The sequence below is a fragment of the Enemella dayhoffiae genome (assembly GCF_002250625.1).
GTDB lineage: Bacteria > Actinomycetota > Actinomycetes > Propionibacteriales > Propionibacteriaceae > Enemella > Enemella dayhoffiae.
This window is the reverse complement of sequence record NZ_NMVQ01000004.1, coordinates 33,304-46,828: the sequence shown is the minus strand read 5'-3', so window position 1 is coordinate 46,828 and position 13,525 is coordinate 33,304. Positions and strand designations below refer to the sequence as shown.

General features: G+C 69.6%; 14 protein-coding genes. 6 read left to right on the top strand and 8 right to left on the bottom strand.

From position 1 onward, the window contains the following. Window positions 1-19 precede the first annotated feature (19 nt). The 6 genes from CGZ93_RS04095 to CGZ93_RS04070 all read right to left on the bottom strand — a co-directional run bounded on the left by CGZ93_RS04095 (window position 20) and on the right by CGZ93_RS04070 (window position 5,350). Window positions 20-691, bottom strand: coding sequence for a vitamin K epoxide reductase family protein (locus CGZ93_RS04095; RefSeq protein WP_094362878.1), 672 nt, complete (start codon window positions 689-691; stop codon window positions 20-22). Then, window positions 688-1,419, bottom strand: a complete 732-nt coding sequence (locus CGZ93_RS04090; RefSeq protein WP_094362877.1) for a DsbA family protein — start codon at window positions 1,417-1,419, stop codon at window positions 688-690. Before CGZ93_RS04090 ends, CGZ93_RS04095 begins: the two co-directional genes overlap by 4 nt. 72 nt (window positions 1,420-1,491) lie before the next feature. After that, window positions 1,492-2,226: a DsbA family protein gene (locus CGZ93_RS04085; protein WP_229117189.1), complete on the bottom strand. Its 735-nt coding sequence runs from the start codon at window positions 2,224-2,226 to the stop codon at window positions 1,492-1,494. A 111-nt stretch (window positions 2,227-2,337) separates the two neighbouring features. Further along, the gene (locus CGZ93_RS04080; protein WP_141211067.1) at window positions 2,338-3,024 is read right to left on the bottom strand and encodes a pentapeptide repeat-containing protein; all 687 of its coding nucleotides are present in this window, start codon (window positions 3,022-3,024) and stop codon (window positions 2,338-2,340) included. Continuing rightward, window positions 3,021-4,190, bottom strand: a complete 1,170-nt coding sequence (gene metB / locus CGZ93_RS04075) for a cystathionine gamma-synthase (protein WP_094362875.1) — start codon at window positions 4,188-4,190, stop codon at window positions 3,021-3,023. The genes CGZ93_RS04080 and metB overlap by 4 nt, the downstream gene beginning before the upstream one ends. After that, window positions 4,187-5,350: an aminotransferase class I/II-fold pyridoxal phosphate-dependent enzyme gene (locus tag CGZ93_RS04070; protein WP_094362874.1), complete on the bottom strand. Its 1,164-nt coding sequence runs from the start codon at window positions 5,348-5,350 to the stop codon at window positions 4,187-4,189. Before CGZ93_RS04070 ends, metB begins: the two co-directional genes overlap by 4 nt. A 115-nt stretch (window positions 5,351-5,465) precedes the next feature. Here CGZ93_RS04070 and efp point away from each other — a divergent pair, with 115 nt between their 5' ends. From efp to CGZ93_RS04050, 4 genes are all read left to right on the top strand, one after another. Then, window positions 5,466-6,044, top strand: a complete 579-nt coding sequence (gene efp / locus CGZ93_RS04065) for an elongation factor P (RefSeq protein WP_094362873.1) — start codon at window positions 5,466-5,468, stop codon at window positions 6,042-6,044. Between the two features lie 19 nt (window positions 6,045-6,063). Continuing rightward, window positions 6,064-6,561, top strand: coding sequence for a transcription antitermination factor NusB (gene nusB / locus CGZ93_RS04060; RefSeq protein WP_229117188.1), 498 nt, complete (start codon window positions 6,064-6,066; stop codon window positions 6,559-6,561). Window positions 6,562-7,014: 453 nt separating this feature from the next. After that, on the top strand, window positions 7,015-7,626 hold the full coding sequence (locus CGZ93_RS04055; RefSeq protein WP_094362872.1) for a hypothetical protein: 612 nt from the start codon (window positions 7,015-7,017) through the stop codon (window positions 7,624-7,626). Next, window positions 7,623-8,879: an MFS transporter gene (locus CGZ93_RS04050; RefSeq protein ID WP_171195707.1), complete on the top strand. Its 1,257-nt coding sequence runs from the start codon at window positions 7,623-7,625 to the stop codon at window positions 8,877-8,879. The genes CGZ93_RS04055 and CGZ93_RS04050 overlap by 4 nt, the downstream gene beginning before the upstream one ends. On the opposite strand, the gene CGZ93_RS04045 is transcribed toward CGZ93_RS04050, so the two are convergent. Then, entirely contained in the window at window positions 8,855-10,024 is a 1,170-nt protein-coding gene (locus CGZ93_RS04045; RefSeq protein ID WP_176451624.1) for an ROK family transcriptional regulator, read from the bottom strand. The two genes, CGZ93_RS04050 and CGZ93_RS04045, sit on opposite strands and share 25 nt — an antisense overlap. 251 nt (window positions 10,025-10,275) lie before the next feature. Between CGZ93_RS04045 and CGZ93_RS04040 the strand changes: the two genes are divergently transcribed. Then, the gene (locus tag CGZ93_RS04040; protein WP_229117187.1) at window positions 10,276-11,238 is read left to right on the top strand and encodes an ABC transporter ATP-binding protein; all 963 of its coding nucleotides are present in this window, start codon (window positions 10,276-10,278) and stop codon (window positions 11,236-11,238) included. Then, window positions 11,235-12,578 (top strand): glucosylglycerate hydrolase, encoded by a 1,344-nt coding sequence (gene ggh, locus CGZ93_RS04035; protein WP_229117186.1) that lies wholly within the window; start codon window positions 11,235-11,237, stop codon window positions 12,576-12,578. The genes CGZ93_RS04040 and ggh overlap by 4 nt, the downstream gene beginning before the upstream one ends. Before the next feature lies 1 nt (window position 12,579). Here ggh and CGZ93_RS04030 read toward each other — a convergent pair whose 3' ends face one another. Beyond that, entirely contained in the window at window positions 12,580-13,386 is an 807-nt protein-coding gene (locus tag CGZ93_RS04030) for an NAD-dependent epimerase/dehydratase family protein (RefSeq protein WP_094362868.1), read from the bottom strand. Window positions 13,387-13,525 lie beyond the last annotated feature (139 nt).

Below are 13,525 nucleotides of genomic sequence, written 5' to 3'. Positions count from 1 at the left end.
TAGCGGTGGCGTGGACGGTTCAGGAGACCCAGAAGGACCAGAAGCGCACCAGGATCAGCAGGGCGATCGCGACATAGCCCGCCACCACGGGGATCCCGCCGAGCATCCCGACGACCCGGCGGACGCCGGCGCCGGCCGGGATCCGGCCCTTGACCAGGTTGTCCGCGGTGACCAGCCAGAACATCGGGATCATCGCCGCCCAGACGACCATGCAGTAGGGGCACAGCGCCCCGATCCGGTAGAGCGACTGGAAGACCAACCAGCACACGAATCCCAGCCCGAAGGTGACCCCGGCCTGCAGGCCGAGCCAGATCCAGCGGGGCAGGGCGACACCGGCGGCGAGCACCACCCCCAGGGTGATCACGACGGCGAAACCGGCGACGCCGATCAGCGGGTTCGGGAAGCCGAACACCTCGGCCTGGTCGGAGGCCATGATCGACCCGCAGGACAGCACCGGGTTGATGCTGCAGCTCGGCTGGTAGTTCGGGTCGCGCAGCGTCTGCAGCTTCTCCAGGATCAGCACGAAGGCCGCCACCCACGCGATCCCGCCGAGCACGGCCAGCAGGATCCCGCTGGTCCGGCCCCGCAGCCCGGGCTGGTCCTCGGGCTCGGGCAGCGCGGCGCCCGCCGAGGTCTCCTCCTCGGCCGTGGGCCCCTCGGCCGTCGACGTGCGCTCCTCGAGCGTGCTCATCCGCCGGCCAGCCCCTGATCGATCGCGTTCGTCAGATCGGTGGCGGAGCGCAGCTGGAGCTGCTTGCCGTTGACGAAGACGGTCGGGGTGCCCTGCACACCGAGCGCGATGCCGTCATTCTGGTCGGCCTTGATCCGCTGCTCGGTGGCCGGGTCGTTGTACGCCGCCTCCCAGGCGGCCATGTCGAGACCGAGCCGCTGCGCGAAGCCGCGGAACACCTGATCCTGCGGCACCTTCTGCTCGGCCCACTGGGTCTGGGTCTCGTACATCATCTGGTACATCTGCTCCCACTTGCCCTGCTTGCCCGCGGCCTCCGCCGCCCGCGCGGCCCGCATCGAGTTGAAGTGGCTCTCGATCGGGAAGTAGCGGACCACGAAGTTCACCCGGTCACCGTAGGTCTTGCGGGCCTGCTCCATCGTCGGATAGAGCGCACCGCAGGCCTCGCACTCGAAGTCCAGGAACTCGACCACGGTGACCTTGGCGTCGGGCACCCGGTTCAGGTAGACGCTGTCGGTGCGAACCAGCTCGGCGGGCGGGGCGGCGGCCGCCTGCCGCTGCCGGTTGACGTTTCCGATCGCCACGACGGTGCCGATCACGATCGCCGCCAGCGCGAGCACCGAGGCAGAGATGATCACATTGCGCCGGATCGCGGCCTTGCGCTTGCGTTCGGCCTCGATCGCTGCCGCGCGCCGACGGGCGTTACGGGGCAAAGGGGGCTTGTTGGGCATGGGGGCTCCTCTCCAGAGGAACAACGCCGGGCCGCCCGTCCAGGTTCCCGAGGACGGGGTAGTTGTTGCGGATCACGCGGCGAGCGCGTCCTCGATCGCGGCCGGCAGGTCGGCGTAGCTGCGCAGCTGCAGTTCATCGCCGTTCACATAGACCGTCGGGGTACCGGTCACCCCGAGCGCCTCACCGTCGGCCTGATCGGCCTCGATCCGGTCGGTGGTGGCGGGGTCGTTGTACGCCGCCTCCCAGGCCGTCACGTCCAGGCCGAGCTCTGCGGCGTACCCGCGGAACAGCGCGTCGACGCCCGGCCGGCCGGCCCACTGGTTCTGGGTTTCGAACATCTTGCGGTACATCGCCTCCCACTGGCCCTGCTGGCCGGCGGCCTCGACGGCGCGGGCCGCGGCCATGGCGTTCTGATGGCCGGGCAGGGGGAAGTAGCGCATCACGAAGTTCACCCGATCGCCGTAGGTCGCGCGGGTCTGCTCCATCGTCGGATAGAGCGCGGCACAGGCGGGGCACTCGAAGTCCAGGAACTCCACCACTGTGACCGGGGCGTTCTCGACCCGGTTCAGATGGACGCTGTCGGCGCGGACCAGCTGACCCGCGGGCCCGCCGGCGGCCTCCTGCTCGCGGGCCATGCTGCCGATCCCGACGACCAGACCGATCACCAGGGCGGCGACGGCCATCACCGCGGCGGAGATGATGACGTTGCGCTGCACCGCGGCCTTCTTCCTGCGGCGCGCCTCGAGAATGGCGGCGCGCTGGCGGGCGTTCTGCGGGGCCTGGCTCTTGGACTTCTTCTTGGACATCGGCGGCTCCTCTCGAGCAGAACAACTGCCCGCGCGAGGTCCCGGTTCCCCGATGTGACCGGCCCGGCACCCCGTTCTGCACGCTGGAATCCGGGGCCGGTCGGCGGGGTGTCAGTCCGCCAGCCAGATGCCGGCATCGGCGGCCAGCACGTGCGCGACCACCACCGGGTCGCTGCCGGCCAGTTCGGCGCCGCGCAGTTGGGCCAGCCCGCTGATCCGCTGCAGCTCGCAGTCGGCGAACCGGAGCCGCTCCCGGGGTCCGGGGTTGCTCCACTGGGTGTCGCCCAGATCACAGCCGACGAACTCCACATCGGTGCAGCGGGCCTCGCTCAGGTCGCTGCTCACCAGCACGCAGTCGACCAGTCGGACCCGGCGCAGCACCGCCTGGCGCAGGTTGGCCATCCGCAGCGTGCAGCCGACGAACTCGATATCGGTCAGGGTCGCCGCGGCCAAGCGTACGCCGATCATCCGGCAGTCGGTGAAGGTGACCCGCTCCATCGATCCCCGGACCAGCTCGGTGTTCGCCAGATCCACCCCGGTGAAACTGGAGTCCACCCACCGCGAGCGGTGCCAGCGGGAATCGGCGAGGCTGCCGCCGGTGAAGGTGCAGCCGCCGATGTCGGTGTCCTCGGTGTCCGCCTCGTCCAGGGCGGCGCCGTCGACCTGCAGGTCACACAGGTAGCCGTCCGATTCGAGTTCGTCGGCCACCAGCCGCCGCGGTCGCGTCTCGGCGATCCGGGGCGCCGCCGGGGTCCGTGGCCGCCCGGGTCCGGGTGGCCGGCCCCGCGCCGGGCTCACCGAGGCACCGCGCCGGCGCGATCCAGCCCCGCCGCGACGTCGGCGACCAGATCGTCGGTCTCCTCGATGCCCACCGACAGCCGCAGCAGACCCGGGGTGATCCCGGCCTCCCGCTGCACTTCGGGCGGCATCGCGGCGTGCGTCATCAGGCCCGGATGGCAGACCAGCGACTCGGTACCACCCAGCGACTCGGCCAGGCTGAAGCAACCGAGACCGTCGATGAATGCCTCCACCGCAGGGATTCCGGCCAGCTCGAAGCTGAGCATCCCGCCGAACCCCTGCTGCTGCCGGGACGCCAGCTGGTGCCCGGGATGATCCGGCAGACCGGGGTAGTGCACCGCCCCGACGGCCGGATGGCGGGTCAGCACCTCGACCAGGGCGGCCGCGTTCTGCTCGTGCTGACGCATCCGCAGCGGCAGCGTCCGCAGCCCGCGCAGGGTGAGCCAGGAGTCCAGGGCGCCACCGGTGGTACCGAGGGTGTTCGCCCAGTACGCCAGGGTTTCGGCGAGCTCGGGTTCGCGCGCGACCAGCGCTCCGCCGACCACATCGGAGTGGCCGTTGATGTACTTGGTGGTGGAGTGCAGCACCAGATCCGCGCCCAGATCGAGCGGCTGCTGGCGTACCGGGGAGGAGAACGTGTTGTCCACCCCGACCACCGCGCCGGCGGCGTGCCCAGCCTCGGCCAGCGCGGCGATGTCGGTGATCCGCAGCAGCGGGTTGGACGGCGTCTCCAGCCAGAGCAGGGTGGGCCGCAGCTCGCGTACCCGGGTGACGGCCGCGTCGGTGTCGGTCAGGTCGACGCTGACCAGTTCCAGGTGCTGGCGCTCGGCGAGCCGGGTGAACAGCCGCCAGGTGCCGCCGTAGCAGTCGTGCGGGATGACCACGGTGTCCCCGGGTTCGGTGCAGGCCAGCACCGCGGTGCTCACCGCGCCCATCCCGGTGCCGTTGACGACCGCCGGCTGGCCGCCCTCGAGGATCCCGAGTGCGGTGCCGAGCAGGTCGCGGGTCGGGTTGCCGGAGCGGGAGTAGTCGTAGGGGCCGCGCCGTTCTGGCGTCTCGAAGCGGTAGTTGGTGCTGACGTGAATCGGCGGGACCACCGCACCGACGGCGGTGTCCCATTCCAGGCCGGTCCGGATCGCCCGGGTCAGTCGCGAGATCTCGGTCATCGGCCGTCTCCCATGGTGGCCAGCCGCCGCGCGGCCTCGGTGAGCACGTCGGGGCGTTTCGCGTAGCAGAAGCGGACGTAGTCCTTGGCGGTCTCCGGGTCGGTGTAGAACACCTGCGAGGGAATCGCGCCGACCCCGATCTCGCCCGGAATCCGTTCACAGAAGTCGATTCCGTCGCGGTAACCGAGCCCGGAGATGTCGGCGATCACGAAGAACGTGCCCTCGCTGGGGTGCACCTTCATGCCGGCCGCCTGCAACCCGGCGATGAGCTGGTCGCGGGCCTGCTGGTAGCGCCGGCGCTGGTCCTCGAACCACTGCTGCGGCAGCCGCAGCCCGGCGGCCACGCCGAACTGCAGCGGGGTGCCGTTGGTGAAGGTCATGTTCTGCTTGGCGATCAGCACGTCCTTGAGCAGCTCCGCCGGCCCGCTCAGCCAGCCGATCTTCCAGCCGGTGACCGCGAAGGTCTTGCCGGCCGAGGAGATCGTCACGGTGCGCTCCGCCATCCCTGGCAGGGTGGCGATCGGGATGTGGGGGCGGTCGAAGGTGAGGTGCTCATAGACCTCGTCGGAGAGCACCAGCAGATCGAATTCCTGTGCCAGGGCGGCGATTCCGGCGAGTTCGTCGGCGCTCAGCACGTGCCCGGTCGGGTTGTGCGGGGAGTTGACGATCAGGATCCGGGTACGCGGGGTGATCGCGGCGCGCAGTTCGTCCAGATCGAGGGAGTAGCTGGGTTCGTGCAGCCGGACCTGCTTGAACACCCCGCCGGCGATCGCGACCGCGCCGGAGTAGCAGTCGTAGCTCGGCTCCAGCGCGATGACCTCGTCGCCGACGTCGCAGAACGCCAGGATCGCGGCGGTCATCCCCTCGGTCGCGCCGGCGGAGATGATCACCTCGGCCTTCGGATCCAGTTCGATGTTGTAGAACTCGCGCTGGTGTTCGGCGACCGCCTCGCGCAGGGTCGGGATGCCGACCCCCGGGGCGTACTGGTTGTGACCGGAGGCCATCGCCTCCGCGGCCGCGGCGAGCACCTGCGGCGGGCCGTCGATGTCCGGGAACCCCTGACCCAGGTTGATCGCGTCGTGCTGCACGGCAAGGGCCGTCATCGGGGCGAAGATCGTCTCCCCGAACCCCCGGAGCCGGGGGACGAGTGGGTTGTCCATGTCTCCTCCATTCGTCGGCCAGTGCGCGTCCGACGATAGCGGCGACTCCGGCGAGAGCCGCTAGACTGTCTCGTCGGTCGGCGTCGGTACGCCCTGGCCGATCGGTACGGTAGAGATGAAAGGCAGACGCGTGGCATCCACCAACGACATCAAGAACGGCATGGTGCTCAACCTGGACGGCCAGCTCTGGCAGGTCCTGTGGTTCCAGCACCACAAGCCGGGCAAGGGCAATGCCGTGGTGCGCACCAAGATCAAGAACGTGCTCACCGGCAAGACGGTGGACAAGACGTTCAACTCCGACTCCAAGGTCGACACCGCCACCGTCGACCGCCGCGAGATGCAGTACCTCTACCACGACGGCGCCGGTTTCGTGTTCATGGACACCTCCACCTACGACCAACTGAGCCTGCCCGACGACGTCGTCGGTGACGCGAAGGACTACCTGCTCGAGGAGCAGACCGCCACCGTCGCCACCCACGAGGGCAACCCGCTGTTCGTTGACCTGCCGGCCTCGGTGGAACTGGTGGTCACCTACACCGAGCCGGGCCTGCAGGGCGACCGCTCCACCGGCGGTACCAAGCCGGCCACCCTGGAGACCGGCAAGACCATCCAGGTGCCGCTGTTCCTCACCCAGGGCGAGAAGGTCAAGGTCGACACCCGGACCGGGGACTACCTCGGCCGCGTCGGCAACTGACGTGCCAGCCAAGGACTCCGTGCCACCCAGCAGTTCCGGGCCGACCAGGATCGAACGCGACGGCGTCGAGCTGGAGCTGGTCGGACCGGCCCCGAGCAGGGGACCGGTCCGTCCGCCCTCGACCCGGACCAAGGCCCGCAAGCGCGCCCTCGACATCCTGTTCGAGGCCGAGTTGCGCGGGCTCGAGCCGCTCGCGCTGCTGACCGAACGCCGCGGCGAGGACACCACCCCACCGGTGCGGGTGTTCACCGCGGAGCTGGTGCACGGGGTCGTCGAGCACCGCGCCGAGATCGACCAGCGGATCGGCGCGGCCCTGCGCGAGGGCTGGAGCCTGACCCGGATGCCGCGCATCGATCGGAACCTGTGCCGGCTGGCCACCTTCGAGATCCTGCACACCGAGCTCGCCAGCAACGTCGCGGTCGCCGAGGCCGTCGCCCTGGCCGAGGAACTCTCCACCGACGAGTCCGCCAGCTTCGTCAACGGCCTGCTCAGCCGCATCCTCGCCGAGGCCCGCTGAGGTTCAGTTCGGGCGTGCCACGGCCCAGATCTCGGTGAGCGCCGACCTCGCCGGGTCGACCTGGACGGTGAGCATCATCCGGAACCCGGCGAAGGACACCTCCGGAGATCCCGGTTGAGGGACTCGGGTACGCCGTCGCCACCCATGCCGACGCGGTACGCCTGCGCCGGGCCGTCGACCAGCACCGGGGTGAGCCGGTGTCGGTGGTGGGCGCCGGACTGACCGGGCTGGGGCTGGCCGCCGAGCTCGCCGACCGCGGGGGGCGAGTGGGGGTGTTCACCGCGGACCCGGCATCACCCAACCGACCCGCCCCGACGACACCCCGCTCGGGGTGCACCTGACCGGCGCCCGCTCGGCCGGGATCAAGGATTTCGTCACCAGGGGGGCGCTCCGGACAGGTGCCGGGCACTGACCCCTGCTCGGGCGAACTTCGTCCGGGGTAACGTCGGCCCCATGCATCACGACCCCTCCTATCACCAGCCCACGCCGCAACTCGAGCGGTTGGCGATCCGGCAGCGGATCGCCATGACCATCAACCGATACGAGGTACGGGCTCTCGACCCTGCCGGCAACGAGGGGATGCTGCTGGCCCTGGCCGAGCAGAAGCGGTTCAAGTTGAAGGAGCAGATCAACTTCTTCGCCGACGAGACGCGCTCGCAGGTCGTGTTCAGCCTGCAGGCGCGGCAGATCATGGACATCGCGCCGACCCTGGACATCACCGACGGTTCCGGTCGGCCGATCGGCTGGATTCGCAAGGAGTTCGGCAAATCCTTCCTGCGGACCACCTGGACAGCCGCCGATGCCTGGGGAAACGAGTTCGTCGGTACCGAGCGGAGCCAGTTCTTCGCCATCCTGCGCCGGGTGGTCGACCTCGGCTTCTTCGAGAGCTTCTATCACTTCGACTTCACTGCCCCCGACGGGCAGCCGGTGCTGCACCACTCCCGCGCCGGCACCCTGCGTGACTGCTATTCGATCGACCTGCCCGCCTTCAACGGCCCGCACCGCCTCGACTGGCGGCTGGCTGCCGGAATCGGGGTGGCGCTGGACGTCATGCAGGCCCGGTGAGTCGCGGAGAACCGCGCGACCCGGACCAACCCCGGATCCTGCGTACGCTGCTCGGGGCCCAGGTGCTGGGCAGCCTCGGTACCGGTGCCGCCACCTCGCTCGGTTCGATCATCGCCTATCAGGTGACCAGTTCGGAGACCCTCGCCGGGATCTCCCGGACCGTCGCGCTGCTGTCCACGGCCGGCTTCGGCATCCCGCTGGCCCTGCTGGCGGTACGCCGCGGCCGGCGCCCGGCGCTCGGGCTGGGTTTCGGGCTGGCCTGCCTCGGCGCGGTGCTGCAGGTGCTCGCGATCGCGGCGAGCAACCTGCTGGTCCTGGTGGCCGGGTTGATGCTGTTCGGGGCCGGCCAGGCGGCCGGGTTGCAGGCGCGGTTCGCCGCGACCGACCTCGAACGCGACGACCGGCGTACCCGATCGCTCGCCCTGGTCGTCTGGGCGAGCACCGTCGGGGTGGTGCTGGGGCCCAACCTGGTGCTGCCGGGGGAACCGATCGGGCGCGCGCTGGGTCTGCCACCGATCGCCGGACCGTATGTGATCACCGCGGTGGCGATGCTCGCCGCCTCCGGGGTGATCTGGTGGGCGCTGCGGCCCGACCCGCTGGTCCGCGCCGGCGGCCTGGGGGAGGCCACCCGCACCCCGAGCCTGCCCCTGCGAAGCGTGCTGGGCCGGGTGTGGGCGGATCCGCTGCCCAGGTTCGCTTTCTGCGCGACGGTGCTGAACCATATGGTGATGGTGGTGGTGATGACGATGTCCGCGGTGCACCTGCACAACCACCACCACGAGTTGAAGCTGATCGGGTTGACCATCTCGCTGCACACCCTGGGCATGTTCGCGTTCTCGCCGCTGGTGGGACAGCTGGCGGAGCGTTTCGGCATGGTGCGGACCCAGCTGGTGGGCCAGGGGTTGAACGGGATCGCCCTGATCTTCTGCTTCCTGGCCGGGGATTCCCTCGGGATGATCATGGCCGGGTTGTTCCTGCTCGGACTGGGCTGGTCCTTCGGCATGGTGTCCGGTTCGGCGCTGCTGAGCCGCAGCGTGGATCCCGCGGTGCGTACGCAGGCCCAGGGCAGCACCGACACGGCGATGAACTTCTGTGCCGCCTTCGGGGCCGCGGCGGCCGGGCCGGTGATGCACGCCTTCGGCTTCGCCTGGTTGAGCGTGCTGTCGTTGTGCTGTCTGTTGCCGATCGTCTGGCTGGCGGCCCGACTACGCCTGTCCGGCGCCGACGCTCAGCGCACGTCCGCGACCAGCTGATCGACCCGCTGCACCGAGAACAGGGTCTGGTTCACCAACCAGACCAGGCCCAGCGTGCCGGCGGCGGCGCCGAGGCGGCCGGCATACATCGTGGTGTGGTCGTGCACTCGCTCCAGGGTCAGCTCGGTGATTGTCTCGGTCAGCCGGTCACTGATGTAGGGGTGGCGGCCCAGATAGCCACCGAAGACGACCTCGCGCGGGTTGAGCGCCTGGACCAGACCGGCCAACGCCCGCCCTAGCAGGGCGGTGGCGGTGTCGATCCAGTCGGTCACCTCGGGGTCCCCGGCGTCGAGCAGTTGGACGGCTTCGGTCAGCGACCCGACGCGCGGCCCGAGGTCGCGGAGCAGTGCCCGGCCGGAGGCGTACGCCGCCAGGCACCCGCGGCTCTGGCAGGTGCACTCCGGGCCGTCGTCGGTGATCCGGATGTGTCCGAGATCTCCGGCCGCCCCCACCGAACCGCGCACCATGGCCCCGTGGCTGACCAGGCCGGCGCCGAGACCGGAGGCGTACTTGATGCCGAGGAACAGTTCGGCCTGGCTCTGCGAGGCGGCGAATTCGCCGAGGGCGAAGGCGCGGGCGTCGTTCTCCACGCAGACCGGCACGTTGAACCGGCGGACCAGCTCGTCAACCAGCGGATAGCCCGCATCCGGCATCGCCCGGGTCGGCCACCGCACGTCACCGGGGGACTGCACGGGTGCCGGGATGCCCAGGCCGATCCCGACCAGCCGCTCTCCGGAGGTCGCATCGAGCAGCGCCTCCGCCACCGTTGACAGCTGCTCCAGCAGCGCTGCCGGTTGCCAGCCCGGTTGCAGGGAGATGGTGCGCCCGCTCAGCGTGGTGCCGTCCAGGCGACAGAGTGACACCGCGGCCCGGGTGTGTCCGACGTCGAAGGTGAGGGCGACCCGGCCCCGGTCGTCGAAGCGGAGGATTTTCGGGGGACGGCCCCCGGTCGACGTCTCCTGGCCCGCCTCGTGGATCAGACCGGCCCGCTCCAGCAGGTCGAGTCGCTGATAGAGCGTCGACCGGGACATCCCGGTGGCCTGCAGGAGATCCTGTCGGGTGATGCCATCGGCCTCGCGGATCTCCTGCAGCAGCGCTCCGCAGCTGACTGCCGAACTGCGACTCTCGCCGTTTCGATCACTCACTCCCACAGCCCCTTCCTGATCCAGCACAGAATCCCCACGGGCTCCAGTCATACTCACACTGTTGGGTAACGATCGGTGCCGACGCGCTCAGAATGCTATTGACGGGGTCTGCCGTAAAGCTTTATGTTCCGAGTCAAGACAAAAGGTCCCGGCGGTGGTCGGAACACCGAATGCCCAGAGGAGACAAAGATGTCGGATCCGCTCAGCAGCAGCAGTTTCTCCCGTCGTCGGGTGCTCGGCCTCGGCCTGGGATGATCGCCGGTCTCGAGCTGCCGACCGACGGGGCGATCGCCATCGGCGGGCGGGACGTCATCTACATGCCGGTGCACAAGCGGAACCTGTCCATGGTGTTCCAGTCCTATGCGGTGTTCCCGCATCGCAAGGTGCGCCACAACATCGCTTTCGGCCTGGTCCAGCAGAAGATGCCGAAGGCCGACATCGAGAAGAAGGTCGAGTGGGCCGCCGAGCTGCTGCAGCTCACCCCCTATCTGGACCGTTTCCCGGCGCAGCTGTCCGGTGGCCAGCGGCAGCGGGTGGCGGTGGCCCGCGCCATCGTGGTGGACGCCGACGTGCTGCTGATGGACGAGCCGCTGTCCAACCTGGACGCCCTGCTGCGGTTGGGATTCCGGGCGGAGCTGAAGAAGATCGTCGACCAGCTCGGCACCACCACCGTCTACGTCACCCACGACCAGTCCGAGGCGCTGTCGTTGGGGGACAAGGTGGCGGTGATGCGCAAGGGGCAGATCGCGCAGTTGGACACCCCGTTGAACATCTACGACCATCCCGCCGACACGTTCGTCGGCGGGTTCATCGGTTCGCCGCCGATGAACTTCCTGGACGGCGAGATCACCGGAGGTGGGGACGGTGTTGCGGTGAGCGGGCACGAGTTGCGGCTGCCGGGTCGCACGGAGTTGAACGGTCCGGTCCGGATGGGGGTTCGCGCGGAGGCGATCCAGGTCGCCGAACCGGGCACCCCCGGGACGCTGGCGGCAGAGGTGCTGGTCGCCGAACCGCTGGGTTCGCACAACCTGCTCACCGTCGAGGTGGCCGGGGACCAGATCAAGGTGCAGACCGAGCCGACCGTTCTGGTACGCGCCGGGGAGCAGGTGACGCTCAGCGTCGCTCCGCACGCGATTCGGTTGTACGACCCGGAGACCGGCCTGCTGTGGGATCTTGGTGATCGCCGGACCAGCGTTGGTGGAGCGGCCCGGTGACCCAGCTCGAAACCGGAACGGCCCCCGATCGGCAACTTCTCGAGTCGGCCAAGCAGGTGCTGCGGGACAACGACCTCGGCCACATGATCAAGGCCGGCCCGAGCCTGTACCCGCACCAGTGGTCCTGGGATGCGGCGTTCGTGGCCATCGGGCTCGCTCAGCTGTCGGTGCCCAGGGCCATCGCGGAGCTCCGGACGGTGCTCGCCGGGCAGTGGCGTACCGGCATGCTGCCGCACATCATCTTCTCCGACGAACCCGGCTACTTTCCGGACTTCGACGACTGGGGGACCGCGGTCGCCCCGGCCCTGCCGGCGGGGGTGCACAGCTCGGGAATCTGTCAGCCACCGGTGCACGCGATCGCCCTGGAGCTGGTGCTGCAGCAGGCGCGCCGGTGCGGTGGTGAGGACCTCCAGGTGGCCGAGGAGTTCGCGGCCGAGGCGCTGCGCAGGTTGACGCGTTGGCACGAGTGGTTGTCCACCGCGCGCGGGTACGCCGACGTCGTGGAAATCCACCACGGTTGGGAATCCGGAATGGACAACTCCCCGCGCTGGGACGAGGTGTACGCCGGGGTGAAGGTCAGCCGTCGACTCGAGTTCGCGCGGATGGACCTCAACCACGCCGACGCCTCCGAGCGACCCTCCGACGAGGAGTATCAGCGCTACATCACGCTGATCGAGCAGATGAAGAGTGTCCAGTTCGACGACGTGCGGGTCAAGGAGGTGCTCGACTTCCGCGTCACCGACGTGTTCATGGCGGCGATCCTGGTGCTGGCCGCGGAGTCGCTGACCCGCATCGCCGAGGACCTCGGACAGGCGGACGTGGCGACGACCGAGCGGGCCCGGGCGGAGCGCACCCGGGCGGGGGTGCTGGCCACGATCGATCCGGTGACCGGGCTCTGCCGCGACTTCGACATCAACGCGCAGCGCTGGTTGAGCACCGAGTCGATGGGCGGTTTCGCGGCCGTGCTGATGGGTGGGGACGACGCGGAAACGCAACGTCAGCGAGAGATCCTGCTGGGCGAGCGATGGTGCGGGCATCCCGAGATGGCCTTCCCGCTGCCTCCCTCGGTCAGTCTCGACTCGCCGCAACTGCGGCCCAGGGAATATTGGCGCGGCCCGGTCTGGCCGGTGATGAACTGGCTGTTCGCGTGGACCGCCCTGCGGTCCGGGCATCGCGAGGATGCGCTGGCGTGGCGTCTGGCCGGGTTGGACCAGTTGCGGGATCTCAGCTTCGGCGAATACTACGAGCCGCGGACGAACGAGACCCTGGGCAGCCCGCAGCAGTCGTGGTCGGCGATGGCGGCGATCGACTGGTTGACCAACCCGGACTGGCAGTCCTGAGTCAGCGCCAGGTCGTTTCGGCGCGCCAGCCGATCACCTCGGCCGCGCGTGAGCAGTCGAATGCGCCCTGACTGCCGGTGAGTGGCCGGCGGCGTTCCACCTCGGGGCAGTAGCGGTCGAGGAGTTCTTCGATGGGCTCGTGCACCCGGGTGTCGGCGGCCGCGATCAGCAGTGGCTGGAATCGGTTTGGCCCGGGGTTGGGGGTGAGCGCCAGGAGGCACGCCCGGGCCGCGTCGGACAGCTCCACGTAGCCCCACAGGTTCTTGGCCTCCCCGCCGTCGGCCGGACGCTCGGCGAGTCGGCGTACCTCGTCCACGGTCAGGATCCAGTGGAATCGCAGCGCGGTGACGGTCATTCCGCGGCGGGCGTACATCGCGCCGGTCCGCTCGAGCACGTCCTTGGTGAGGGCGTACGGGTCCCGGTAGCGCAGCGGAGCGTCCTCGTCGACTGGCAGGTAGGCGTGCTGCAACGGCTCGGGCGCCCAGGCGGTGCCGTAGATGGAGCCGCTGGAGGCGAGCACCGCGGTGCGGATGCCGGCGCGCCAGGCCGCCTCGAGCGCGTTGAACGTGGACATCACGTTGGAGTGCACCAGGTGGGCGGGCTGCTGGCCCTCCGGGCTGGGGATGCCGGCGCAGTGAATGATCGCCTCGCAGCCCTTGAGGCTGTTGGCCACCGCTGCGTCGTCGAGCAGGTTGACCGGGTGTGGGCTGCGAATGTCGGCCTCGGACACCTCGTGTCCCTGCTCGCGCAGCTGCCGCGCCACCTCGCCGCCCAGCTTCCCCGACGTCCCACTCACCCAAACCCGCATGCCCCGACCCTACGCCGGGGCGCGCGACGTTCTGGAGCAACGGAACCGGGCATGGCCATGTTCCTCTCACCATCAATAATAGGTACTGGTGTTCGAATCTGCACCCAACGAATTCCGAGATCTGTGGAAAGAATCTGGG

Coding starts and splice junctions, on each gene's coding strand:
- CGZ93_RS04070 (WP_094362874.1), bottom strand. CDS start 5,350: ATGGACAACCCACTCGTCCCCCGGCTCCGGGGGTTCGGGGAGACGATC.
- CGZ93_RS04040 (WP_229117187.1), top strand. CDS start 10,276: ATGATCGCCGGTCTCGAGCTGCCGACCGACGGGGCGATCGCCATCGGC.
- CGZ93_RS04090 (WP_094362877.1), bottom strand. CDS start 1,419: ATGCCCAACAAGCCCCCTTTGCCCCGTAACGCCCGTCGGCGCGCGGCA.
- metB (WP_094362875.1), bottom strand. CDS start 4,190: ATGACCGAGATCTCGCGACTGACCCGGGCGATCCGGACCGGCCTGGAA.
- CGZ93_RS04085 (WP_229117189.1), bottom strand. CDS start 2,226: ATGTCCAAGAAGAAGTCCAAGAGCCAGGCCCCGCAGAACGCCCGCCAG.
- efp (WP_094362873.1), top strand. CDS start 5,466: ATGAAAGGCAGACGCGTGGCATCCACCAACGACATCAAGAACGGCATG.
- CGZ93_RS04095 (WP_094362878.1), bottom strand. CDS start 691: ATGAGCACGCTCGAGGAGCGCACGTCGACGGCCGAGGGGCCCACGGCC.
- CGZ93_RS04055 (WP_094362872.1), top strand. CDS start 7,015: ATGCATCACGACCCCTCCTATCACCAGCCCACGCCGCAACTCGAGCGG.
- CGZ93_RS04030 (WP_094362868.1), bottom strand. CDS start 13,386: ATGCGGGTTTGGGTGAGTGGGACGTCGGGGAAGCTGGGCGGCGAGGTG.